The sequence below is a fragment of the Nocardia nova genome (assembly GCF_002933465.1).
Lineage (GTDB): Bacteria > Actinomycetota > Actinomycetes > Mycobacteriales > Mycobacteriaceae > Nocardia > Nocardia nova_B.
Window position 1 is genome coordinate 39,798 of sequence record NZ_PSZE01000008.1, and the last position, 23,247, is coordinate 63,044.

Genomic DNA, 23,247 nt, shown 5'->3' on the forward strand with positions numbered 1-23,247 from the left:
GCGAGACGATCAGTTCAGGTGCGCCGCGGTGGCCGAGCGGCGCAACTTCCCCGAAGACGTCTTCGGCAGCGCGCCCGGACCCAGGACGGCGACGCTGCGCGGGCGGGCGCCGACCGCGGTGAAGACCTCGTGCACGATCTCGTGCTCGATCCGCCGCACCGCCTCGGGGTCCTGAAAGTCGTTGCTCTCCACCACGACCGCGAAACTCTCGCGCATCTGCCCGGCGTCCAGGCGCACCGCGACCGCGTTGCCCGGCCGCACCCCGGCGACGCGCAGCGCGGCGCGTTCGATATCGGTCGGGAAGATGTTGCGCCCGCCCATGATGATCACATCCTTGATCCGGCCGCAGACCACCACCGACCCGTCCTCGGTCACATAGCCGGTATCGCCGGTGTCGAGCCAGCCCTCGGCGTCGCGTGCGGGCCGGAAACCCTCGACGGTCACATATCCCGCGGTGACCGCCGGGCCTCGCACCTCGAGCACACCCACCGTTCGGGTCGGTAGCGGCCGGTGCTCGTCGTCGACCACCCGGATCTCCAGATTGTCCACCGGGCGGCCGAGCAGTGGCAGGCGGCGCAGATTGCCGTGGTGGGCCGGCGCATCCGTCACCGGAATCGCCTTGCCGAGCACCTCGAGCAGATCCGCGTCGACGGTGTCGACGACCTGCCCGACGCCCGGATCCGGAATCGATACCGCCAGCGTCGTTTCGGCCATGCCGTACACCGGAGTGAGCGCGGACGCGCTGAGCCCGAAGCGTTTCCCGGCCGCGGCGAGCGCCTCCATGGTGTCGGGATCGACCGGTTCGGCGCCGTTCCACATGTACCGCACACTGCTCAGATCCACGCTGCCGTCCTCTGCGCGCGCCAACCGGCGGGTCAGCAGCGAATAGGCGAAATTGGGTGCGGCGGTGACCGTTCCGCGGTATTTGGAGATCAGTTCGGCCCACAGGATCGGCCGCCGCAGGAAGTCCAGCGGCGTCACACAGACCACCTCGGCGCCGAATTGCATCGGCACACTGAGGAATCCGACCATGCCCATATCGTGGAACAGCGGCAACCAGCTGACCATCACGTCATGATCGAGCTGGAACTTCACCCGGTCGAACATGGCGTAGGCGTTGACGTAGAAGTTCTCGTGCGTGATCCGCACCGCCTTCGGTGATCCGGTGGAACCGGACGTCAGCTGTTGCAGAGCGATATCGGATTCCTCGGTCGGCACCGGGTCGGTATCGGGTCCGTCGGCCAGGTCGCCGGCCAGCACCACGGCGATACCGCGCTCGGCCAGCAGCGGGGCGGCCGCCTCGAACGGCGCGCCCAGCACCACGGCGTGCGCCTCGATCATCCGCAGCACCGTCTCGGTGTCGCGTGCCCACAACTGCAGATCCGTACGCGGCGTCGGCTGATGCAGCATGGTGATCGACGCCCCGCGCATCCAGATCGCCTGACAGGCCGGCGCGATATCGGCGGGCATACCGGCCAGCACGCCGACGGCGCTACCGTGCTCGATCCCGGCCGCCGCCAGTCCGCCGGCCATTCGTCGTGCGATGCGGTGGATCTCGTCCCAACCTCGGCGTAGCAGCGCCTCCGGCTCCCCGGTGATCAGCCCCCGGCGGGAACGCTGTGCGGTCGCGAACATTTCCTCGGTGAACCGGCTCACCCTCGAACTCCCGTCTCCACCCGACCGGCGGTCGGCACATCTGCACTATCTCGGTGCGCGGGCGCGGCGTTAGCCGGCGCCGGAGCGTGATCGTTTCAGCGTCGCACTACGAATAACACGATGTAAATCGGATCTCGGTTCGGCAGCCTCAGCGCGCGAGGCGGTCGACGGCCTCGAGGAAGCGATCGAGCTCCTCGACGGTGACGAAGCAATGCGGCGAGGCACGCACGACGGACTCGAGCCGCCGCGCGGACATGTCGAGCAGCGTCGAGCTACGGTAGCTGACCGTTACGGTGATGTCCGCGGCACGCAGGCTCTCGCGCACCTCGTTGGGATCGACTCCGTCGACGGTGAACGAGACGATGCCGGAATGTTGCGTTCCCAGGTCCCGCACCGTGACTCCCCGGATCGACGGCAGATTGTCGCGCAGATGCCGCGCCTTGGCGGCCACGTCGGCGAAGACGTTCTCCGGCCCCAGATCCAGCAGATACCGCACCGCCGCGCCGAGGCCCAGTCGCGCCGCCACGTCGCATTCCCAGAATTCGAAGCGGCTCGCATCGGGAGCCAAGCGGTAATCCTGGGGTCCGGTCCACGCGGCGCTGTGCAGATCGAGGCGGCTGGGTTCGAGTTCGCGGCAGACGTCCGGGTGGACGTAGAGGAAGCCGGTGCCGCGCGGGCCACGCAACCACTTGCGGCCGGTGGCCGACATCGCGTCGACGCCCAGCTCCGCGACATCGATGTCGATCTGCCCGGCGGATTGGCAGGCATCCAGCAGTACCAGCGCACCGACGCGATGGGCGATACGGGTGGCCTCGGCGACCGGGTTGACCAGCCCCCCGTTGGTGGGAGCGTGCAGCAGTGACACGATCTTCACGCGGTCGTCGAGCATGGCGTCGAGGGCCACCAGGTCGATCTGCCCGGTCTCGTCGCTGGGAATCGTCTCGACGGTCGCTCCCGCCGCCCGTGCCCGCTGCAGGGCCGCGATCACGTTGCTGGCGTAGTCCGAACCCGAGACCAGAATGCGATCGGCCGGCCGCAGCGGTACGGCGTAGAAGAAATCCGACCAGGAGCGGGAGGCGCTATCGCTCAGGGCGATCGCCGCGGCGTCGGTGTTGATCAGCGTCGCGATCGCGGTCTTGACCGCCGCCAGATCGTCGAGCCGTTCCGAGGCGGCGCGATATCCGCCGATCTCGGCCTCGCGCCGCAGATGCGCGACGACGGTATCGACGACGAGGCGCGGGGGTAGTGAGGACCCCGCGCTGTCGAGGAAGACAGGTGGCGGTCCGGCGGTGTCGTAGGCGGGGATATCGGCGCGCAGGCGGTCGGTATCGAGCACCCTTTCGACGGTAGGCCATCACCAGCCGCCGCCGCCGAACGTCGTCCCGAACCTGCCGCGCGGGCTCCGCGACCGTCTGTTCCCCGGGGGCACGGCCTGCCGTCGTCGAGCCACCACACGAACGGCATACCACCGGCGGTGCGCGGTGAACTCGTGCCCCGGATCCGCGCCCGGCTACCGCTCGCGGTGGCCGCGGCTGCCCATCGGGAGCTGGAACAGCGGCGTTCGGTGGGGGCGGTGGTGCTGGTGGTACGGCCGTGACCGGCATGTTCACCATTTCGACGGATTTCGTGTCGGTGGACGCGGCTACCCTGGTTCGAGCGACGGAAGAACCGGGCGCGGTCTCTCGTTGCATTGCTACACGCATACCGGCACCCGGTCGATGGCGGCACTGGCGCCGACATGGGCTCAGGGTGAGCGGAACGCGGTGGGTGATCCCCCGCAAGCTCGAGCGGAGGTTGGCATGGCGGTAACGGTGGACAAGGCGCCGGCCGGGCTGGGTGCCGGTTTGTCTTCGCGCGCCGCGGCGGAGGCATATGTGGGAGGTGTCTGTTTCAAACAGGGCCCACCCGCATTGATCGGCGCCGAACTGGAGTGGCTCACCGCCCGCGGGGAGCTGTCGGCGCCGGATTCGCGTCCGCGCTTGTCGATGCTCGCGGATGCGCTGGGTCCTTATGCCCCGCAGTCTATTTCGCCCGATTCGCCCGCCAAAGTACTTCCCGGTGGCAGCCGGATCACCATCGAACCCGGTGGTCAGATCGAACTGTCCAGCGCCCCGTTCGCCGATGCCGCGCAACTCTGCGCCCGGCTGCTCGAGGATTCTCGCTTTCTCTCCGGCCTGCTTGAAAGCCGATCCATCCGAACGTATTCCGCCGCCGCCGATGCCGGCCGGCAGGCCCGCCGGGTGCTTCGCCTACCGCGTTATCGCGCGATGGAACGGGCCTTCGCGGGTGTGGGCCCGTACGGCAAGCTGATGATGTGCAATACCGCCGCCACGCAGGTCAGCGTGGACGCGGGTGCCGATCCCGCCGAGATCGCGGCCCGCTGGAACGCGCTGTACGCGGTCGGCCCGGCCCTGGTGGCGGCCTTCGCCTGTTCGCCGAGTCTGCACGGGGCTCCCTCCGGCGCCTGGGCGTCGCAGCGGATGCGCACCTGGCTGCGGCTCGATCACACCCGCACCCGGCCGCCGGTGCGGAGCTGGGCCGATCCGCTCACCGAATACGGCCGCTGGGCGCTGGACACCCCGTTGCTGTGTGTGCGGCGCGGCCCGGCCGAGGCGGATTGGACGGCGCCACCGGGCGCGACCTTCGCGGATTGGCTGTGTGGTGCCCTCGACGACGAGATCGGCCGCCGCCCGGAGGTCGAGGACCTCGACTACCACCTGACCACGGTGTTTCCGCCCGTGCGGGCGTCCGGGCACCTCGAGGTCCGCTACCTGGACGCCCAGCCGGGTGATCAGTGGTCGGTGCCGATCCACGTCATCGACGCCCTGATGTCGGCGCCGGCGGTCGTCGCGGAGGCGACCGTATTGGCCGAGTCGGTCGCCGACGAATGGGCCTGGGCCGCCCGCTGCGGCCTGGCCGACCCACAGATCCGTTCCGTCGCAGTCGAGCTGCTGAGTCTCGCCGCCGAACACGCTCGCAGCGACGAGGCGGCCGAGCAGGTGTGGTCCGCGGTGCGGCGATGTCGCAGCGGGCGCATTCCGGACGGGGAGGTCGCCCGCTGCGCACCCGCCGAGACGGCCGAATGAGTACGACCGGCGGCGCGCACCTCGTGTCGGTGCGGCGAGGCCGCCGGGCACGACCCTTGGGAGAGCACTGATGACCGTTCACACCGGAACCGATCACGCCGCGACCGAGCGATTACGCGCACAGATCGCGGAGGTCCTGACCCGCGCCCGCGCCCGTACGACGGTGCTGACCGAGGCGGTGGACGAGGCCGAGCTGGTGGCCCAGCATTCTCCGCTGATGAGCCCGCTGGTGTGGGATTTGGCGCATATCGGCAACCAGGAGGAACTGTGGCTCGTCCGCGATGTCGGCGGGCGTGAGCCGGTGCGGGCCGATATCGACCACCTGTATGACGCCTTCCGGCATGCCCGCGCCGACCGTCCGGCGCTGCCGCTGCTGGATCCGGTGCAGGCACGCGGGTACGTGGGCACCGTGCGGGACAAGGTGCTGGATGTCCTGCATTCCAGCCCGCTGCGGGGAAACCGGCTGGTGGACAGTGGTTTCGCCTTCGGCATGATCGCCCAGCACGAACAGCAGCACGACGAGACCATGCTGGCCACCCATCAGCTGCGTGCGGGCGCCGCGGTGCTGACGGCCGCGCCCGCACCCGTCGCGCGGGTCGCGGTCGGCGACGAAGTCGTCGTTCCCGCAGGCGAATTCACCATGGGCACCTCGTCGGACCCGTGGGCGCTCGACAACGAGCGTCCCGAACATCGTGTGCAGCTGCCCGGTTTCGCGATCGACGCGGCGCCGGTGACGAATGCGCAATATCTCGCGTTCATCGAGGACGGTGGCTATCACCGGCCCGAACTGTGGTCGGAGCGCGGCTGGGCCCACCGCGTGGAGGCCGATCTGACCGCGCCCCAGTTCTGGGAGCGAGACAGCGACAACCGCTGGTGGCGAAGGGTTTTCGGGTCGCCGGCACCGCTGCGCCCGCAGCAGCCGGTAGTGCATGTGTGCTGGTTCGAGGCCGAGGCCTACGCCACCTGGGCCGGCAAGCGTTTGCCCACCGAGGCCGAATGGGAGAAGGCCGCGCGGTTCGATCCGGCCACCGGGCGGTCGCGCCGCTATCCGTGGGGCGATGCCGAACCGGACGACACCACCGCGAATCTGGGGCAGCGCCATCTGGAACCCGCCGATGTCGGCGCCTATCCGGCCGGTGCGTCACCGTCCGGGGTGCATCAGTTGATCGGCGACGTCTGGGAGTGGACCGCGTCGGGTTTCGAGCCGTATCCCGGATTCGCCGCGTTCCCCTACCGCGAATATTCCGAGGTGTTCTTCGGCGGTGACTATCGAGTCCTGCGCGGCGGATCCTTCGGCACCGACCCGGTCGCCTGCCGCAGCACCTTCCGTAACTGGGACCACCCGATCCGCCGTCAGATCTTCTCCGGCTTCCGCCTCGCCCGCGACCTGCGACCGGACGAGCGCTGATGTGCCGACATCTCGGCTACCTGGGACCGCCGGCTCCGGTCGGTGAACTGCTCACTCGTGGCACGCATTCGCTGCGCACCCAATCGTGGGCACCCGACGATATGCGCCACGGGGGAACCGTCAACGCCGACGGTTTCGGAGTCGCGTGGTGGACCGGGGCCGGAGCCGCGAGCCGCTATCGCAACCCCGCGCCGATCTGGACCGACCCCGCGGTCGAGGAGGTGCTTCCCCAGCTGTCCTCGCCGGCGGTGCTGGCCGCGGTGCGTTCGGCCACGATCGGTATGCCGGTGGAGCGAAGCGCCTGTGCTCCGTTCACCGCCGGCGGATGGGCCTTCAGCCACAATGGCGTGATCCAGAACTGGCGCACGGTATTGCCCGCGGTGGCAACGGGATTCGGCTCGCCGGATCTGCTGGATGCCGAATCCGCGACCGATTCGGCCGCCCTCTGGGTGGTGCTGCGCGCCGCGTTGGACGGAATCGGCGCGATGTACTCGTCCTTCGCGGGCCGCAGCGAGTCCGACGCCCGGCTCCGGGCGGTCGCGGCCGCGGTGTCGGCGACGGTTCGCGCCGTACTGGCGCAGGCGCCGAGCGCCCGGCTGAACCTGTTGCTCGGGGACGGCGAAACACTGTGGGCGACAACCATTCACCACTCGCTGTCGGTGCTCGTCGCCGACGACTTCGCGGTGGTGTCCTCCGAACCGTACGACGACGATCCGCGCTGGCAGGCGATTACCGACCGGCAGCTGCTGACGGTGCGGCCCGGCCTTCTCGTGGTCGAGCCCCTGGACGCACACCCCCTTCTCTCCGCAGGACCTGATGAATCCGAAAGGGCCCGTACATGATCGAACCGACGCTGGACATCCACCTCACCGACGACGATCTCGACGCAGCCCTGCGATCGGACGCTCGGACCGGACTCACCGCGAATCCGAAAACGCTGCCGCCGAAATGGTTCTACGACGCGCGCGGCAGCGAACTGTTCGAAGCGATCACCGAACTGCCGGAGTACTACCCGACTCGCACAGAGCGCGCGGTGCTGGAGCGGGTGGTCGGCGAGATCGCGCGCACCGCTCAGGCCGAGGTGCTGGTGGAGCTGGGCGCCGGATCGGCCGCCAAGACGCGTCTGCTGCTCTCGGCGCTGTTGTCCGAGGGTCCGCTGAAGACCTATGTGCCGCAGGATGTGTCGGTGTCCGCGCTGCGCGGTGCCGCCGAGCAGATCAGTACCGAATTCCCGAATCTCGCGGTGCACGGGGTGGTCAGCGATTTCACCGAAACCCTGCACAATCTTCCGCGCGGCGGTCGCCGCATGATCGCCTTCCTGGGCGGCACCATCGGCAATCTGGTCCCGCAGGAGCGGGCGGAATTCCTGGCCGGCATTCAGCAGGTGCTCGAGCCGGGTGAGCAACTGCTGCTGGGGGCCGGTCTGGTCACCGATCCGGCGGTGCTGGTGCCCGCCTACGACGACGCCGCGGGAGTGACGGCCGAATTCAATCGAAACGTCCTGCACGTGTTGAACTCTCGATTGCGTGCCGACTTCGACCCGGACGCCTTCGCCCATATCGCCCACTGGGACGCGGAGAACGAATGGATCGAGATGCGGTTGGCGGCAACCCGGGATATGACGGTCACGGTCGCCGACCTCGATCTGGTCGCGGACTTCGCCCAGGGCGAGCAGATGCGCACCGAGATCTCGGCCAAGTTCCGCGTCGACGGACTCGGCCGGGAACTGGACAGCGCCGGATTCGCCACCGAACAGGTGTGGACCGATTCGGACGACCGCTTCGCCTTGGTCCTCGCCGAACGACGCTGATCGCCCGGCGCGGATTCTCCGCCGAGGTCAGTTGCCGATGACCGCGGCCAGCCACTCGACGACCGGCCGCAGATCCTCCCAGGCGGCCCGGACTTCGGTCGCGGCGCGCGGTGTTTCCAGCCAGGGCGGTGCGCCGAAGTCCTTGTGGATCACGAGGGATTTGTGGCGCAGCAGGTCGATGCGTGGATGGTCGGCGGGGAACCCCTTGGGGCGGGTCTTCAGTTGCTCCCCGCCGATCACGTACCCGACTGCCGCCAAACCGTCCAGCAGCGCCTGCAATTCGTAGCCACGCACCTCGTCGTCGATGGTGGTGCGCAGCCGCGCGAGTTGCTCGGGCGTCGGCGCGTACACGCCGCCGGCCACATACAGCCCGGGCGCGCCGATCTGGACGTACCACCCCGCGCCCGGGGCGGTACGGACCACCGCGCCCTGATGATCCTTGTAGGGCGCCTTGTTCTTGGAAAACCGCACGTCGCGATACGGCCGGAAGATCTTCGCCGGTCCGAAATCGTTCTCCAGTTCCGTGGTCAGCGCGACCATCGGCGCCCGCACGGACTGTTCGTAGACGTGTTTGTTGGCGGTCCAGAAAGCCTTCGAGTTGTCGGCTTCCAAATCCTCGTAGAAGTCGAGCCCGGCGAACGGGAACCCCGCGAATCCGCTCATACCGCCAACTTAGCGACCGCCGCGGACATGTTCCGTGGCGCCCGCTCCGACCGGTCGCCGCTCAGTCGCCCGGCTCGTCGACCACCTCGATGGCCGCGACTTCGGCGGGGCGCTCGTCCTCGTCGCGCAATTCCTGGCGATGCCGGCGGCGGGTCCATTCCTGGTCGAGTTCGCTGCGAATCCCCAGGCGGCCGTCGTCGTCGTTCTCGTGATACCTGATTTCCAGATCGGCGGGCGGATCGTCGATGTAGCGCTGATATTCGCGGATCTCGTCGGCCTGTTCATCGTCACCCAGGTCGTAATCCAGGTCTTCGTGCTCGTCATCGCCCATCTCGAACACCTCGTCCATCAACGGGTACGTGTCACGTTCGTCGGCCATCCGTGCCCACCTCTCTCGCAGGCCGGCGCACCGACAGCACATCGATGCACCTACGACAACGCTACCGCTGATCATCCCCGAAGAGGAGAGAACAAAGACCAATACAAATCAGTCGCACATGGGTAACTCCCCGGGCACGCCCAATAGCCGGCACGCCCCCAAGGCGAGACCGACTGCCAACCCACCGCCCACCCAACGACACGCTGAATACGCGGAGAGGCGGGGAGCTATGCGGAGCCGTTGAACAGGCCGGTGACCGACCCGTTCTCGAAGACCTCCCGGATCGTCCGCGCCAGCAGCGGGGCGATCGACAGCACGGTCAGCGAGGGGAACTTCTTATCCTCGGTAATCGGCAGGGTATTGGTGACGATGACCTCCTTGGCGCCGCAGGAGGCCAGGCGCTCCGCCGCGGGGGAGGACAACACGCCGTGGGTGGCGGCGATGACCACGTCGCCGGCCCCGGCCTCGCGCAGCACCCGCACGGCCTCGGCGATGGTGCCACCGGTGTCGATCATGTCGTCGATCAGGATGCAGGTGCGGCCCGCGACATCACCGACGGGGCGGTGCGACTTGACCTGGTTCGGTACCAGCGGGTCGCGGGTCTTGTGGATGAACGCCACCGGCGCGCCACCGAGCGCGTCGGCCCACTTCTCGGCCACCTTCACGCGACCGGCGTCGGGGGAGACGATGGTGACGTTCTCGGTGCTGTAGTGGTTGCGCACGTACTCCGACAGTTGGACCAGCGCGTGCATGTGGTCCACCGGGCCGTCGAAGAAGCCCTGGATCTGGTCGGTGTGCAGGTCGACGGTGATGATGCGGTCCGCGCCGGCGGTCTTGAGCAGATCTGCGACCAGGCGGGCCGAGATGGGCTCGCGGCCGCGGTGCTTCTTGTCCTGGCGGGCGTAGGGGTAGAACGGCAGGACGGCGGTGATCCGCTTGGCCGAACCGCGCTTGAGCGCGTCGATCATGATGAGCTGTTCCATCAGCCACTGGTTCAGCGGAGCCGGAAAGCTCTGCAGCACAAAGGCATCCGAGCCACGTACCGATTCTTCGAAGCGAACGAAGATCTCGCCGTTGGCGAACTCGCGGGCGGTTTGCGGCGTGATCGCGACGTCGAGTTCCTTCGCGACCTGCTCGGCCAGCTCGGGGTGAGCGCGCCCCGAGAACAGCATCAGGTTCTTCTGGTTATCGGTGGAGAACGCGGTCACTCTGTGTTGCCATCCTTTTGCTCGGTTGCCTGACTCGCTCTGTCATCGGCCGCGATCGCCTCCGCCGCCGCCTGCGCCGCGGCCGTCCCGGGACGATACCGCTGCACCCAGCCCTCAATGTTCTTCTGCGCTCCGCCGGATACCGCCAGCGCTCCCGGCGGAACGTTTCTACGCAGCACAGTACCCGCCGCCGAATATGCGCCATCGCCCACGGTCACCGGTGCCACGAACATCGTGTCGCTGCCCGTGCGCACATGCGAACCGACGACGGTGTGGTGTTTCTTCACGCCGTCGTAGTTGACGAACACACTCGATGCGCCGATGTTGCTGTACTCGCCGATCGTGGCGTCGCCGACATAGGTCAGATGCGGGACCTTCGAATGCGCGCCGATCGAGGCGTTCTTGGTCTCCACGAATGCGCCGATCTTGCCGGATTCGCCGACGATCGTCCCCGGTCGCAAATAGGCGAACGGCCCGATTGTGGCGGCGGCGGCGATGGTCGCGCCTTCGCCGTGGGTCCGGACCACCTTCGCGCCCTCGCCGACGAGCACATCGGTCAGAGTGGAATCGGGGCCGACCTCGGCATCCTCGCCGATGACGGTATTGCCGAGCAGCTGTACCCCGGGGCGCAGCACCGCGTCGCGGCCGATGCGCACACTCGCATCCACCCAGGTGGTGGCCGGATCGATGACGGTGACTCCGGCGCGCATATGGCGCTCGAGGATGTAGCGGTTCAACGTGCGGGCGGCCTGAGCCATCTGCACCCGGTCGTTGACGCCGGTGACCTTGGCGGCGTCGACCAGACGCGCGCCGTGCACCGGATGACCGGCCTCGCGCGCCAGCTTCAGGACATCGGTCAGGTACAGCTCGTGCTGGGCGTTGGCGGTCGTCAGGCGGCTGATCATCGTCCGCAGCACGGCGACGTCGAAAACGTAGACGCCGGAATTGACTTCGCCGAGCGCCGCCTGCTCCGGCGTGGCATCGGCATGTTCGACGATCTCGAGGACGCCGCCGTCGGCGTCGCGCACGATCCGCCCGTATCCGTTCGGATCCTCCGGAACGAAGGTCAAAACCGTGACCGCGGAACGCGGTTGATAACTGCGATGTTCGTCCAGCAGGGCCGAGAGGGTGTGCCCGTCCAGCAGCGGCACATCGGCGGAGGTCACCAGCAGGTCGCCGGTGAAGTCGGCGGGCAGTGCCGTCAGGGCGCACTGCACCGCGTGCCCGGTACCCAGCTGCTGTTCCTGCACCGCGGGGGTGATCTCGCGACCCAGTTCTGCCGCAACGGAATTCACCGCGGCGCCGACCTGTTCGCGGTCGTGGCCGATCACCGTGATCAGGGCGGTGGGGTCGATCTCGTTCGCCGCGTGCAGGGCGTGCTCGAGCATGCTGCGCCCGGCGAGCGAATGCAGCACTTTCGGGGTCTTGGACCGCATTCGAGTTCCGGCACCGGCGGCGAGAACGACGACGGCGGTCTGCTGTGGCATGGATCTCCCTCGGCTGCCTGTCATCGTGCTGGTACGCGCTGTCTTTGCCTGCGCCGGACCTTCGCAGATCCGGTCTGCGGCGGGGCTCGGCGGCTGGCCGTCCGCCCACACCCTAGTCCACCCGGGCCTGGGCCCCGACTCGGGGCTTCGATCGACATTCACGCAGGTCACAGCCCCATCGCCAGCTCCGCCGCCAGGACTCGAACCTGAACTAACTGAACCAAAATCAGTGGTGCTGCCATTACACTACGGCGGATCGTCGCACCGGTGAACCCTACGGGATCACCGCTACGCCACGGCATGCGCGCAATATCCTCGCACGTTTGCCCGCATCTCCGCGAATTGCGGGCAGATTTTCCCCGCGCGGGTCGCGGGTCGGCGAGATGGGCCGGTCGCGGTCGGGTAAATTTGCCCAACGCAATACCTGATTTCGAAAGCACATGGGTAACTCGTCGGGCACGCCCTGACCGCAGGTACGCTGCCGACCGCCCGCCCGGCCGAGAAATCTCCAGACACCTACGACCGGCAAGATTCCCGGAGAGGCGGGGGAGAGAGGCGGGGGAGCAGCGATGACTTCGGGTGGTGATGTGAGTCGGGCGCCGCGCCCGCGGATGACCGGCACGCAGCGGCGGCAGCAGTTGATCGAGATCGGACGGGCGCTGTTCGCCGAACGTGGCTACGACGCCACCTCCATCGAGGAGATCGCGCAGCGCGCCCAGGTATCCAAACCCGTTGTGTACGAACATTTCGGCGGTAAGGAAGGTCTCTACGCCGTAGTCGTCGACCGCGAGATGTCGACCCTGCTGGACATGATCACCTCGTCGCTGACCCAGAACCGCTCCCGCGTCCGGCTGGAACAGGTCGCCCTGGCGCTGCTGACCTATATCGAGGAACGCACCGACGGTTTTCGGATCCTGATGCGCGATCAGCCCGCCTCGGCCGCCGCCGGCACCTATTCCAGCCTGCTGAACGAGGCGGTCAACCAGGTGGCGCACATCCTCGCCGGCGATTTCGAACGCCGCGGCTTCGACACCAGTCTCGCCACCCTCTACGCGCAAGCCCTGGTCGGCATGGTCGCCACCGCCGCCACCTGGTGGCTCGACGAACGGCAGCCGTCCAAAGAGGTGGTCGCCGCGCATCTGGTCAACCTGTGCTGGAACGGGCTCACCCACCTCGAGGCCGATCCGCAGCTGGGCTCCGAATGGCCGAGCGCGACGCCAGGCTGACCGGCGGTGTCGATGCCAGGGGTGTTAGGGGACCGAACTGGACGGTTAGCCCATTGTTTGCGAAGGAGACTGGTCTTAATGCTCGATTCCGCTGGCGACGGCCGGTCGGATGGTACGGTTCACCCATCCTTCAAGTGCTGTTCGAGCTGTGATGTCGGTCAACTTCGGGATATCGGTCTACTTCAGGATGGCTGGTTTGAGGACAGGCGGATCTGATGGCTAGGCAAGCGCGTGCGGAAATCACCCGCGATTCGGTGCTGGCGGGGGCGGCCGATGTCTTTCTGCGACTCGGTTACGCGAATGCGAGCCTCAGCGAGATCATCTCGCAATCCAACGTCACCAAGGGCGCACTGTACTTCCACTTCGGATCCAAGGAAGAACTGGCGCGCGCCGTGGTCGACCAGGGCAACGAACGATTGCGCGGCGCCTGCCAGGGTTTCTTCGACCCGCGCGTACCCGCTCTCGAAGCCGCCATCGGCATCACCTACGTCGTGGCCGACCTCACCATGAACGATCCCATGGTGGGCGCGATGCTCAAACTCACTCACCAGATCGGCGACTACCGCGGCGCCTCGGGCGAGAACATCACCAAGACCTGGGGCGAAACCCAGATGCTGCTCGCCGAGCGGGCCATCGCCCAGGGCGACCTCAAACCCGACCTCGACCCCGAAACCATCGGCCTTCTCCTGCAGGAGATGACCTCCGGAGTCCACATCACCGCCGTCGGCACCGAATCCATCGACCAGATGGCGGTCCGCATGGAACGTATGTGGTATTTCCTGCTGCCCTCGATCGTGCCGGACGAGAAGGTGGCGTACTTCCGGGAATTCGCGGCGCGGCGGTTGCGCAGGTACGTGCCGTAGATGTGAGCAGCGTTGCTGTCCTGTCAGGGCGCGCTATCGGATAAAGCACTGTCCAACAGTCCCGCCCGGACCAGCCACGAGCCGTAGACCCCGCCGGAGCGAAGCGGAGGCCAAAAACATACACTCGGTTGGTCGCTCTGATTCGCCGATCTGTGCAGCGGGAGTTTCTTTCATGCCGAGCCATCGCCCACCTCTTGCGGGACTGGCCGAGGTGGCCGGTGCCGATGCCGCGCTGAGTCAGGTTCGGGAGTTGATCGGACGCTCCTCGGTGCAACTGGTCGCGCCCTCGGCGATTCGGCCGTTCGTGGCGGCGACCGTCGCGGCCGCCCGGCCGCTGGTGGTGGTGACCGCTACCGGGCGGGAGGCCGACGACCTGACCGTCGAGCTGAGCGAGATCATCGGCGATCGGGTTGCGCTGTTCCCGTCCTGGGAGACGCTGCCCCACGAACGATTGTCGCCCAGCGCCGATACCGTGGGCCGGCGGTTGCAGGTGCTGCGCCGGCTGGCGCATCCGGAGGATCCGGGCCATCCGGAACCGTTGCAGGTCGTGGTGACCACGGTCCGGTCGCTCATGCAGCCGATGGCCCCCGGGCTGGGCGAGATCGAGCCCATCGTGCTGCGGGTCGGCGCCGAATTCGATTTCGACGAATTGATTACGCGGCTGGTCGAATTCGCCTACGAGCGCGCCGATATGGTCGGCAAGCGCGGCGAATTCGCGGTCCGCGGCGGCATTCTCGACATCTTCCCGCCGACCGCCGATCACCCGGTGCGCGTGGAATTCTGGGGCGACGAGATCAGTGAACTGCGCGCGTTCTCCGTCGCCGATCAGCGTTCGCTCACCGAGGTCGAGGTGGATCTCGTTGTGGCCCAGCCCTGCCGGGAACTGTTGCTGACCGAGAACCTGCGTGAATCCGCGGCGAAGGTGGCCGCGGACAACCCGGCCGACGCGGCGCTGGTCGAAATGCTGGAGAAGCTGGCGCAGGGCATTCCGGTGGAGGGCATGGAGGCGCTGCTGCCGGTGCTGCGGCCGGGCGAGCTCCAGTTGCTCACCGATGTGGTGCCGACGCAGTCGCATGTGTTGCTGTGCGATCCGGAGAAGATCCGCACCCGCGCCGCCGATCTGGTCCGCACCGGACAGGAATTCCTCGAGGCCTCGTGGACGGCGGCGTCCTTCGGCGGTGCGGCTCCGTTGGGCGCGCACGGTCTGGATCTGGCGTCCTCGGCGTATCGCGGCCTGGACGTCGTGCGGGCCGGTGCCGAGTCGCGCGGGTTGCCCTGGTGGACGCTGAGCCCGCTGGCCGCCGACGATCCCGCGGAGATCGTGCTGCCGGTGCTGTCGGCTCCGGCGGCTCGCGGCTCGGAGGAACTGGTCGCGACCGTCTTCGCCTCGCTGCGCGCGCACGTCACCACCGGTGGGCGCGCGGTGATCGTGGTGGCGGGACACGGTACGGCACAACGCGTTCAGGAGCGTCTCGCCGATGCCGAGGTTCCGGCCGCGGCGCTCGAGCCGGGCGCCGAACCGGTGCGTGGGCTGGTCGGTGTGCTGTGCGGTTCGCTGCACGACGGCATCGTGTTCGACGACGCGAAACTGGTCGTCATCGCCGAATCCGATTTGACCGGCAACCGCGTCACCGCGCCCGGTGAGGGGAAGAAGCTCCCCGCCCGCCGGCGCAATCAGGTCGATCCGCTGGCGTTGAGCTCCGGCGATATGGTCGTGCACGATCAGCACGGCATCGGCCGGTTCGTGGAGATGATCGAACGCACCGTCGGCGGCGCGCGGCGCGAATACCTGGTGATCGAATACGCGCCCAGCAAGCGCGGCCAGCCCGGCGACCGGTTGTACGTCCCGATGGACTCGCTGGATCAGCTCTCCCGCTATGTGGGCGGGGAGATGCCGAGTCTGTCCAAACTCGGCGGATCCGACTGGGCGAATACGAAACGCAAGGCGCGCAAGGCCGTTCGCGAGATCGCCACCGAACTCGTGCAGTTGTACGCCGCCCGGCAGGCCGCGCCCGGCCACGCGTTCGCCCCCGATACGCCGTGGCAGCAGGAGATGGAGGACGCGTTCGCGTTCACCGAAACCCACGATCAGCTCACCGCGATCGCCGAGGTGAAGGCCGATATGGAGCGCCCGGTCCCGATGGACCGGGTGATCTGCGGTGACGTCGGCTACGGCAAAACCGAGATCGCGGTGCGCGCGGCGTTCAAGGCTGTTCAGGACGGTAAGCAGGTCGCCGTGCTGGTGCCGACAACGCTGCTGGCACAGCAACATCTGCAGACCTTCACCGAACGCGTCGCCGGATTCCCCGTCACGGTGAAGGGGCTGTCGCGCTTCACCGATCCGGCGGAATCGCGCGAGGTGATCGACGGTATGGCCACCGGTGAGGTCGACATCGTGGTCGGCACGCACCGGCTGCTGCAGACCGGTCTGCGGTGGAAGGAACTCGGCCTCGTGATCATCGACGAGGAACAGCGGTTCGGCGTCGAGCACAAGGAACACATCAAGGCGCTGCGCACCCACGTCGACGTGCTGACCATGTCGGCCACGCCGATCCCGCGCACTCTGGAGATGAGCCTGGCCGGGATCCGCGAGATGTCGACCATTCTCACCCCGCCCGAGGAGCGCCATCCCGTCCTCACCTACGTCGGCGGCTACAACGACAAACAAGTGGCCGCGGCCGTGCGCCGCGAACTGCTGCGCGACGGCCAGGTCTTCTACGTGCACAACCGCGTGTCCTCGATCGACAAGGCCGCCAAGCGTATTCGCGATCTGGTGCCCGAGGCGCGGGTGGCGGTGGCGCACGGCCAGATGAACGAGGACACGCTGGAGAAGACCGTGCAGGGCTTCTGGGAGCGCGAATTCGACGTGCTGGTGTGCACCACGATCATCGAAACCGGTCTGGACATCTCCAACGCTAATACGCTGATCGTGGAACGTGCCGATACACTGGGCCTTTCGCAGCTGCACCAGCTGCGGGGCCGGGTCGGGCGCAGCCGGGAACGCGGATACGCCTACTTCCTGTACCCGGCCGAGAAGCCGCTCACCGAAACGGCCTACGACCGCCTGGCCACCATCTCGCAGAATTCCGATCTCGGCGCGGGTATGGCGGTGGCGATGAAGGACCTCGAAATCCGCGGCGCCGGAAACGTGCTCGGCGCCGAACAGTCCGGACATGTCGCCGGTGTCGGCTTCGATCTGTACGTGCGCCTGGTCGGTGAGGCGGTGGAGGCTTACCGTGCCGCCGCCGACGGCCGGCCGATCACGACCGAGGAAGAGGTCAAGGAGGTGCGGATCGACCTGCCGGTGGATGCGCACATTCCGCCCGACTACATCGCCAGCGACCGGCTGCGGTTGGAGGCCTACCGCAAACTGGCTGCGGCGCAGGATGATTCGGCTCTCGCCGCGGTGGTGGAGGAGCTCGTCGACCGGTACGGCCCGCTGCCGGTGGAGGTCGGCCGGTTGGTGTCGGTCGCCAAGTTGCGACTGCTGTGCCGCGAGTACGGCATTCAGGAGGTCGGCGTCACGGGCACCACGCTGAAGGTGTCGCCGCTGCAGCTGCCCGATTCGAAGCAGATGCGGCTCAAGCGGCTGTATCCGAGTGCGAGCTACCGGCCCACCACGGGCATCGTGCAGCTGCCGCTGCCGCGGGTGGAGGACAGCGTCGGCGCGGCGCGGGTGCGCGATGTGCAGTTGTTGCAGTTCGTCGCCGATCTGCTGCTGGCGCTCGACGGCAAGCCGAAGGGCATGGTCGACCTCGCGATGGGCGCGGAGGTCGCGGTCGGGTGAGCGAGGACCGGGGCGAGCGCGCGTCGGGCACGACCGACGACGCCGCGGCTGATTCCGCACGAGTCGCGCACGGCCTGACCGAGGCGGTCGAGGTCATGGACCGGCTGTGGAAGTTCGGCGGCTGGGAGGTCACCCAGACCCACGATTCGCTCCGGCCGTACCTGCTGGAGGAGACCTACGAACTCCTCGACGCCATCCAGCACGGCGATGCGGAGACGATCAAGGAGGAACTCGGCGATCTGCTGCTGCAGGTGCTGTTCCATTCCCGGATCGCGCAGGCCGCAGGCGAATTCACCGTCGACGATGTGGCCGCCGCGTTGGTCGCGAAACTGGTGCATCGCAGCCCGCATCTGTCGGATCCGGTCGTGGACGCCGGTGCGGATGTGGCCGCGAAGGTCGCCGCTCAGGAAAGAGCCTGGGAGGAACGCAAACTCACCGAGAAGGCGCGTCGTTCCTGCCTGGACGGGATCGCGATGGCGCAACCCGCGCTGGCGCTGGCGGAGAAGATTCGCTCCCGCAGCGCGAAGGCGGGGTTGCCCGAAGATCTGGTTCCGGACGAGCTGCGGGTCGTTCACCTGGGCGGAGGAGAAAGTGCCGAGGAGCGTCTCCGCAAGGCCACGCTCGACTTCGCCGCGAGAATCCGGGCCGCCGAGGACGCGGCCGAGCGGACCCGTGGCGGTCGCGGGCCGCTGCGTCCCGATGAGTGGCGCGCCCACTGGGAAACCCTCGCAGACTCGCTGGGGGACCGACAGGGTCAGGGGTGAGATCGCGCCCGGTCAGCTCGCCCAGCCGTATGGTCAGGAGCCTTCCGCGAGATACCGTTCGACGGACTCGACCTTCGACGTCAGGGCGCCGGTGACACCCGGGCGGATATCGGCCTTGATCACCAGGCTGCAGCGCGGCGCGACCGCGAGGATGGCGTCGGAAGCGCGCTTGATGACCCCCATCACCTCGTCCCATTCCCCTTCGAGCGTGGTGAACATGGCGTTGGTTTCGTTCGGCAGCCCGCTGGCGCGGACGATGCGGACGGCTTCGGCGACGGCGCGGCCCACATCGGCGCCGGTGCCGAGCGGGGTGACCGAGAAGGCGGCGATCATGCCGTCAATTCTTCGCGTCGACCATCTCTTGCAGGGTGGCGACACGCGAGCGGAGGTAGTCGAGTTCCGGTTCGTCGAGGACCGTGCGCTGGATGCCCGCCTCGACCTCGAACGCGCCCTGGCGGTGGTCGTCGATCACCTCGACATCGATGGCCACGGCCACATAGTCCTCGGCGCCGGGCATCGGATCGGCGATCACCCGCGCGCGACCGCGGGCGCACAGCGCCACATTGCCGCCGCCGAGGATCAGGAGCGCGACATCGGGACGTTTGCGCAGCCGGGCCAGTGACCCGCGATCGAACTTCAGGCTCAACAGGATTCGCCGATCGTCGGCGCGCACCGGCCAGCTCACGGGAATCGCGTGCGGCGACGGATCGGTGGTCACCAGCACGGCGATGGTGTCCAGCGGCCAGGTGGGCAGGACGTCCAGTTCGGGATGCTCGGTCGCAGGCTGCTGACGTTCTCCGGCGCTGGCTACCATCTCGTCACCTCACGGTCGGCTCATGCGGCGGCATCGGCCGCGACTGGCACCCCAGTGTAAACCGTTGTGCCGCTTACTTGCTGGGGTGCGAGCCGTCGAGGTGAACCGCGCTGGTCGTAGGGACGGGAACGGCTCAGTTGAGGCTGTCGGCCAGTTGGCGGGGCTCGGCGACCTCGCGGTGACGCAGCAGCGAGAAATAGCGTCGCAGCATCAGCCCGGCCGTCGCGGCCAGGCCCGCGGTCAGACCCCACCACACGCCGCTCGCGCCCAGGCCCAACGGGAAGGCGAGCAACAACGCGGTCGGCAGGCCGACGATCCAATAACCCACCAGCGACAACCGGAATCCGGCCCGGGTGTCCTTGATTCCCCGCAGCAGGCCGTTGCCGATGTTCTGCGCGGCGTCGAAGAACTGCAGGACGACGGCGATCAGCAGCAGACTGTGCGCGAGCTCGACGGTGGCCCCGTCGCGGCCGGTGAGGAACGGGCGCAGCACCAGATCGGGCGCCGCGACGTACAGGACGCCGACCACGGCGGCCACCACGGCCGCCTGCCGCAACACCAGCCAGGCCAGGTCCTGGGCGCGGCGGAACTCCTCGCGTGCCACGGCCCGGCTGACCAGGATCGAAACCCCGTGCGAGAGCCCCACCGCGACCTGGAACACGATGTAGACGAGCTGGTACACCACGTTGTGCGCGGCCAGCGCCGCCGGGCCGAGCGTGCCCATCGCCAGGGCCAGTACCGAGAACATGCCGGCCTCGGACCCGTAGGTGAGTGCGATCGGCGCGCCGAGCCGCAGCTCCGCGGTGACCGTTCGCCGGCGTACCGGCCACATCCGCACCGGCAGCGTCGGCCCCAGCGCAGCGTCGCGGCGCACCATCACCCAGAACACCGCGAAGGTGACGAGGAAGACGACCGAGGACGCCACGCCGACGCCGGTCAGGCCCAGGGCGGGCAGTCCGGCCCAGCCGTGGATCAGCGCCAGCGCGACCACCGCGTTCACGGCCACCGAGCCGAGCGTCACCACCAGCAGCGCCTGTGGCCGTTGCATGCCGACGGTGTACTGGCGCAGCACCTGGAACCACAGGCACGGCAGCAGACCGGGGGCGAGCGCCACCATCATCGGCCGGGCCGCGGCCAGCACCGCGGCGTCCTGGCCGAGCCACTGCAGCGACCAGCCCAGGCCGACCAGGATCAGACCACCGAGCAACCCCGCCGCCGTCGCGATGAGAAAGCTCGATCGGACCACATCGCGGATCTCCGGCTCGGGGCCGCGGTGCTGCTTCTCGGCCCGGCTCACCACGGTTGCCACCCGATTGCCACTGGCGGTGATCAATCCGACGCACATGGTGCGGATCTGGTTGAACAACACCAGTGCCAGCCCACCGGCCGCTACCTGGTCGACGCCGAGGCTGCCCATCAAGGCGATATTGGTGGTCGAGATCGCGACCTGGGCCAGTTGGGTCAACGCGATGGGCGTCGCCAGCGCCGTCAGCCGGCGCCCGTCACCGTGGGGTGTGGCGGCGGTCATCGGCGAACCTCGCTCAGCTGATTCATCGGACTCCCACCAGGTTTCGCGGCTCGGATACCGCTGGTGTACCCGGCGCGTAGCGGTCCAGCAGGTCGGTGACCGCGTGCTCGGCGGCGCGATCCAGCAGATCGCGATCGCTCATCCATTCGTCGTCGAAGACCGTGTCGAGGTACTTCTCGCCGCCGTCGCAGACGATGGTGACGATCGTCGAGCCCGGTTCGAATTCCTCGAGTCGCTGCAGTGCCACATACACCGAGCCGCCGGCCGATCCGCCGATGAGCAGACCGGAACGCTGCGCGACCGCGCGGGCGGTGGCGAAGGCGTCCACGTCCGAGACGGTGACTCCCTCGTCCAGCAGCGAATAGTCCACGGCCGTGCCGACGGTCGCGCCGGGTGGGGTGCCGGTGCCAGACTGCCAGTACGGTCCACCGGGCCCGCCGAACGCGATCGATCCGACCGGCTCCACCCCGATCACCCGTGCGGGATGGCCCAGGTCGCGCAGCCGCCGCGCGGTGCCGAACAGCGACCCGCCGGTGCCGACCGCGGACAGCAGGATGTCGACATGTCCGAGATCGGCCAGCAACTCCTCGGCGACAGCGTAGTAGCCGACCGGATTGGCCTCGTTGTTGTGCTGTTCGGTGAAGTAGGCGTCCGGTCGCGCGGCGGCCATCGCCTCGGCCAGGTCCTCCCGGGCGGAGGTGGCCAGGCTGTCATCGCCGTCCGCGGCGACATAGACGAGGTCGGCACCCATGGCTCGCATCGCGCGCAGTTTGTCCTTACAGGCGTGGTGATCCACGACCGCGGTGAATCGATAGCCGCGTTCGGCCGCGACCACCGCCAGTCCCAGTCCGGTATTCCCGGACGTGGACTCGATAATATGTCCGCTATCTCTCAGCAAACCTCGGCGTTCGGCGTCCAGCACCATTTCGCGGGCCATCCGGATCTTCGCCGCGCCGGTCGGATTGAACTGTTCGAGTTTGAGTAGCAGTCGGGTGCCACCGTCGGTGACGGCCAGCTCGAACAGGGGAGTGTTTCCGATCAGGTCCGTCACGCGCGTGACGATCGGCATGCGAGTCTCCTCGGGAGTGTGGTGGGAAGGGGGCTACCGTTCGAGCGCCCAGCGCAGCCGCGGCGGCTGCGCCGGATCCGCGTCCGGGCCGCTCGACAGCAGCACCTTCGGCGGGATGGGGAGGTCATGGAACGACGATTCGTTCGAATCCATCTGATACCCGGCGGTATTCGGGTAGACGAGCAGATCGCCGACCACGGCGGGACGTGGCAGGGGAATGCGCCGCCAGCTCAGCATGTCCGATTCCAGACAGGTCGCGGCGCCGACGCAGGCCGGAGTCACCGCACCCGGACGCATCGGCCACAGCACCGGGTCGGGCAGATATTCGCTGTCGAACCACTGCTCGGACAGGCTCAGGCTGGTGCCGTCGACGGTGAGCAGCTGGTAGGGAAGTGACTGTGCGGTCCGGGTTTTCACGCCTTGGACGCGGAACACGGTGCTTCCCGCGCGGTCCAGCAGTGCGCGCCCCGGCTCGACGGCGAGCCGAATGGCATGGGCGCGCAGAACTTTAGCCAGATCGCCGTGGTCGAGGACGGCGGCCAGCGCGGCCGATCCGGCGGGACGCTGATGGTAGGGGTAATACGAATCGAACGTCTTGTCCGCGTGGAACCAGTGTGGACCGTGTGCCTCGGTGAAGGCGCGCCAGGCTGTGTCCGGCAGGTACTCGACGCCGAATCCGCCGCCGATGGAAATGGTGGTGACCGGGTGTCCGAGGGCGCGGGCGTGCCGGCAGCGGTCGACCAGCGCGGCCGCCAGTTCCGAGCGGGCGATCGGGTCGTAGCCGGAAAGGTGAAAGCTGAACCCCTCCACCCGGATCGGGGCCGGATCGGTGCGGTGCAGCACGGTGTCGAGCTCGATGTCGGTCAGGCCGAATCGGCTGGTCGAATCCGGCGGGAGTACCCGCAGCAGCACGCGGGCGGTGGCGCCGAGGCCGGTGAGCCGGGCGAGTTCGCCGGGATCGTCGACCGCGATCAGGGCGCCGTGCCGGGTGGCCAGCCACAGCAGCTCATCGGATTTGGCCGGTCCGGTCACCACCAGATCGTGACCCCGGATGCCGTTCGCCAGAGCCGAACTCAGCTCGCCGACGCTGGCGACATCGACGCCGACGCCGTGTTCGGCGCACACCCGCACCACGGCAGCGGACTTGTTGGCCTTCTTGCCGTAGTAGATCGCGCCGTCCACCCCGTGGCGCCGGAACTGCTCGCGGAAGCCGTCGATAGTGGCTCCCACCCGCTCCGGGTACAGCACATGGAAGGGGCCGCCGACCGCGTGGGCGATGTCGTCGAGCAGATGGGTGTCGGCCAGCAGTCGGCGCTCCCATTCGGCGCGGTGTGCGGGGAGGGGAGGCGCCGTGATCGAGGCGGAGTTGCGCGTATCGTCGGGCGCCCGCATGCTCCGGCTCGCGGTCACCGCGTCGCCTCCCGCGGTGACGACCGCATCGTGGCACGGAAAGTTGTTCGCGCAGTCGGTATTCCGCTCGACCACGATCGCACGGCGAC

Annotated in this window: 20 protein-coding genes and 1 tRNA gene; 9 read left to right on the forward strand and 12 right to left on the reverse strand. The window is 68.1% G+C overall.

Annotated elements, in window-relative coordinates; genetic code table 11:
* Nucleotides 1-9: 9 nt before the first annotated feature.
* Both C5E41_RS11980 and C5E41_RS11985 read right to left on the reverse strand, forming a co-directional pair.
* On the reverse strand, nt 10-1,656 hold the full coding sequence (locus C5E41_RS11980; protein WP_104375906.1) for a fatty acyl-AMP ligase: 1,647 nt from the start codon (nt 1,654-1,656) through the stop codon (nt 10-12).
* A 148-nt stretch (nt 1,657-1,804) separates the two neighbouring features.
* The gene (locus tag C5E41_RS11985; protein WP_104375907.1) at nt 1,805-2,992 is read right to left on the reverse strand and encodes an aminotransferase class V-fold PLP-dependent enzyme; all 1,188 of its coding nucleotides are present in this window, start codon (nt 2,990-2,992) and stop codon (nt 1,805-1,807) included.
* Between the two features lie 138 nt (nt 2,993-3,130).
* On the opposite strand from C5E41_RS11985, the gene C5E41_RS35035 reads away from it, so the two are divergent.
* From C5E41_RS35035 to egtD, 5 genes are all read left to right on the forward strand, one after another.
* Entirely contained in the window at nt 3,131-3,253 is a 123-nt protein-coding gene (locus tag C5E41_RS35035; RefSeq protein WP_258080917.1) for a zinc-binding dehydrogenase, read from the forward strand.
* Nucleotides 3,254-3,455: 202 nt separating this feature from the next.
* Complete coding sequence (egtA, locus tag C5E41_RS11990; RefSeq protein WP_104375908.1) at nt 3,456-4,742, forward strand: ergothioneine biosynthesis glutamate--cysteine ligase EgtA; 1,287 nt, start codon at nt 3,456-3,458, stop codon at nt 4,740-4,742.
* 70 nt (nt 4,743-4,812) lie between these two features.
* Nucleotides 4,813-6,150: an ergothioneine biosynthesis protein EgtB gene (gene egtB / locus C5E41_RS11995; protein ID WP_104375909.1), complete on the forward strand. Its 1,338-nt coding sequence runs from the start codon at nt 4,813-4,815 to the stop codon at nt 6,148-6,150.
* Entirely contained in the window at nt 6,150-6,992 is an 843-nt protein-coding gene (egtC, locus tag C5E41_RS12000) for an ergothioneine biosynthesis protein EgtC (protein ID WP_104375910.1), read from the forward strand. The genes egtB and egtC overlap by 1 nt, the downstream gene beginning before the upstream one ends.
* A complete protein-coding gene (gene egtD / locus C5E41_RS12005; RefSeq protein ID WP_104375911.1) occupies nt 6,989-7,960 on the forward strand; it encodes an L-histidine N(alpha)-methyltransferase in 972 nt (323 codons plus the stop codon). Before egtC ends, egtD begins: the two co-directional genes overlap by 4 nt.
* Nucleotides 7,961-7,987: 27 nt before the next feature.
* On the opposite strand, the gene C5E41_RS12010 is transcribed toward egtD, so the two are convergent.
* From C5E41_RS12010 to C5E41_RS12030, 5 genes are all read right to left on the reverse strand, one after another.
* Nucleotides 7,988-8,623 carry a DUF2461 domain-containing protein gene (locus C5E41_RS12010; RefSeq protein WP_104375912.1) on the reverse strand — a complete coding sequence of 212 codons (636 nt, stop codon included), beginning with the start codon at nt 8,621-8,623 and terminating at the stop codon, nt 7,988-7,990.
* A gap of 61 nt (nt 8,624-8,684) precedes the next feature.
* On the reverse strand, nt 8,685-9,002 hold the full coding sequence (locus C5E41_RS12015; RefSeq protein WP_258080918.1) for a hypothetical protein: 318 nt from the start codon (nt 9,000-9,002) through the stop codon (nt 8,685-8,687).
* A 227-nt stretch (nt 9,003-9,229) separates the two neighbouring features.
* The gene (locus C5E41_RS12020) at nt 9,230-10,210 is read right to left on the reverse strand and encodes a ribose-phosphate diphosphokinase (RefSeq protein WP_030515237.1); all 981 of its coding nucleotides are present in this window, start codon (nt 10,208-10,210) and stop codon (nt 9,230-9,232) included.
* Nucleotides 10,207-11,697, reverse strand: a complete 1,491-nt coding sequence (gene glmU / locus C5E41_RS12025) for a bifunctional UDP-N-acetylglucosamine diphosphorylase/glucosamine-1-phosphate N-acetyltransferase GlmU (RefSeq protein WP_104375913.1) — start codon at nt 11,695-11,697, stop codon at nt 10,207-10,209. The genes C5E41_RS12020 and glmU overlap by 4 nt, the downstream gene beginning before the upstream one ends.
* Before the next feature lie 185 nt (nt 11,698-11,882).
* Nucleotides 11,883-11,953, reverse strand: a tRNA-Gln gene (locus tag C5E41_RS12030).
* 355 nt (nt 11,954-12,308) lie between these two features.
* Here C5E41_RS12030 and C5E41_RS12035 point away from each other — a divergent pair.
* The 4 genes from C5E41_RS12035 to C5E41_RS12050 all read left to right on the forward strand — a co-directional run bounded on the left by C5E41_RS12035 (nt 12,309) and on the right by C5E41_RS12050 (nt 18,337).
* A complete protein-coding gene (locus C5E41_RS12035) occupies nt 12,309-12,923 on the forward strand; it encodes a TetR/AcrR family transcriptional regulator (RefSeq protein WP_181063224.1) in 615 nt (204 codons plus the stop codon).
* Between the two features lie 215 nt (nt 12,924-13,138).
* Entirely contained in the window at nt 13,139-13,786 is a 648-nt protein-coding gene (locus C5E41_RS12040) for a TetR/AcrR family transcriptional regulator (RefSeq protein ID WP_104375915.1), read from the forward strand.
* 172 nt (nt 13,787-13,958) lie between these two features.
* Nucleotides 13,959-17,573, forward strand: coding sequence for a transcription-repair coupling factor (gene mfd, locus C5E41_RS12045; protein WP_104375916.1), 3,615 nt, complete (start codon nt 13,959-13,961; stop codon nt 17,571-17,573).
* Nucleotides 17,574-17,668: 95 nt separating this feature from the next.
* Nucleotides 17,669-18,337 (forward strand): MazG family protein, encoded by a 669-nt coding sequence (locus C5E41_RS12050; RefSeq protein ID WP_104376105.1) that lies wholly within the window; start codon nt 17,669-17,671, stop codon nt 18,335-18,337.
* A 33-nt stretch (nt 18,338-18,370) separates the two neighbouring features.
* Here the strand turns inward: C5E41_RS12050 and C5E41_RS12055 are convergent, their stop codons facing one another.
* The 5 genes from C5E41_RS12055 to C5E41_RS12075 form a co-directional block, all read right to left on the reverse strand.
* Nucleotides 18,371-18,670, reverse strand: a complete 300-nt coding sequence (locus tag C5E41_RS12055) for an MTH1187 family thiamine-binding protein (protein ID WP_104375917.1) — start codon at nt 18,668-18,670, stop codon at nt 18,371-18,373.
* Between the two features lie 4 nt (nt 18,671-18,674).
* Nucleotides 18,675-19,151: a pyridoxamine 5'-phosphate oxidase family protein gene (locus C5E41_RS12060; RefSeq protein WP_104375918.1), complete on the reverse strand. Its 477-nt coding sequence runs from the start codon at nt 19,149-19,151 to the stop codon at nt 18,675-18,677.
* A gap of 133 nt (nt 19,152-19,284) precedes the next feature.
* Complete coding sequence (locus C5E41_RS12065; RefSeq protein ID WP_104375919.1) at nt 19,285-20,679, reverse strand: MATE family efflux transporter; 1,395 nt, start codon at nt 20,677-20,679, stop codon at nt 19,285-19,287.
* Between the two features lie 22 nt (nt 20,680-20,701).
* Nucleotides 20,702-21,748: a PLP-dependent cysteine synthase family protein gene (locus tag C5E41_RS12070; protein WP_104375920.1), complete on the reverse strand. Its 1,047-nt coding sequence runs from the start codon at nt 21,746-21,748 to the stop codon at nt 20,702-20,704.
* Nucleotides 21,749-21,781: 33 nt separating this feature from the next.
* The gene (locus tag C5E41_RS12075; RefSeq protein WP_308706125.1) at nt 21,782-23,233 is read right to left on the reverse strand and encodes a Y4yA family PLP-dependent enzyme; all 1,452 of its coding nucleotides are present in this window, start codon (nt 23,231-23,233) and stop codon (nt 21,782-21,784) included.
* Nucleotides 23,234-23,247: the final 14 nt, after the last annotated feature.

What these genes read in the sequence shown, in the direction of transcription:
- C5E41_RS12040 (WP_104375915.1), top strand. Translation starts at nt 13,139, where the DNA reads ATGGCTAGGCAAGCGCGTGCGGAAATCACCCGCGATTCGGTGCTGGCG.
- C5E41_RS12055 (WP_104375917.1), bottom strand. Translation starts at nt 18,670, where the DNA reads ATGATCGCCGCCTTCTCGGTCACCCCGCTCGGCACCGGCGCCGATGTG.
- C5E41_RS12065 (WP_104375919.1), bottom strand. Translation starts at nt 20,679, where the DNA reads ATGACCGCCGCCACACCCCACGGTGACGGGCGCCGGCTGACGGCGCTG.
- C5E41_RS12035 (WP_181063224.1), top strand. Translation starts at nt 12,309, where the DNA reads ATGACCGGCACGCAGCGGCGGCAGCAGTTGATCGAGATCGGACGGGCG.
- C5E41_RS12070 (WP_104375920.1), bottom strand. Translation starts at nt 21,748, where the DNA reads ATGCCGATCGTCACGCGCGTGACGGACCTGATCGGAAACACTCCCCTG.
- glmU (WP_104375913.1), bottom strand. Translation starts at nt 11,697, where the DNA reads ATGCCACAGCAGACCGCCGTCGTCGTTCTCGCCGCCGGTGCCGGAACT.
- C5E41_RS12010 (WP_104375912.1), bottom strand. Translation starts at nt 8,623, where the DNA reads ATGAGCGGATTCGCGGGGTTCCCGTTCGCCGGGCTCGACTTCTACGAG.
- mfd (WP_104375916.1), top strand. Translation starts at nt 13,959, where the DNA reads ATGCCGAGCCATCGCCCACCTCTTGCGGGACTGGCCGAGGTGGCCGGT.
- egtB (WP_104375909.1), top strand. Translation starts at nt 4,813, where the DNA reads ATGACCGTTCACACCGGAACCGATCACGCCGCGACCGAGCGATTACGC.
- C5E41_RS12015 (WP_258080918.1), bottom strand. Translation starts at nt 9,002, where the DNA reads ATGGCCGACGAACGTGACACGTACCCGTTGATGGACGAGGTGTTCGAG.
- C5E41_RS12060 (WP_104375918.1), bottom strand. Translation starts at nt 19,151, where the DNA reads ATGGTAGCCAGCGCCGGAGAACGTCAGCAGCCTGCGACCGAGCATCCC.
- C5E41_RS12050 (WP_104376105.1), top strand. Translation starts at nt 17,669, where the DNA reads ATGGACCGGCTGTGGAAGTTCGGCGGCTGGGAGGTCACCCAGACCCAC.
- egtD (WP_104375911.1), top strand. Translation starts at nt 6,989, where the DNA reads ATGATCGAACCGACGCTGGACATCCACCTCACCGACGACGATCTCGAC.
- egtA (WP_104375908.1), top strand. Translation starts at nt 3,456, where the DNA reads ATGGCGGTAACGGTGGACAAGGCGCCGGCCGGGCTGGGTGCCGGTTTG.
- egtC (WP_104375910.1), top strand. Translation starts at nt 6,150, where the DNA reads ATGTGCCGACATCTCGGCTACCTGGGACCGCCGGCTCCGGTCGGTGAA.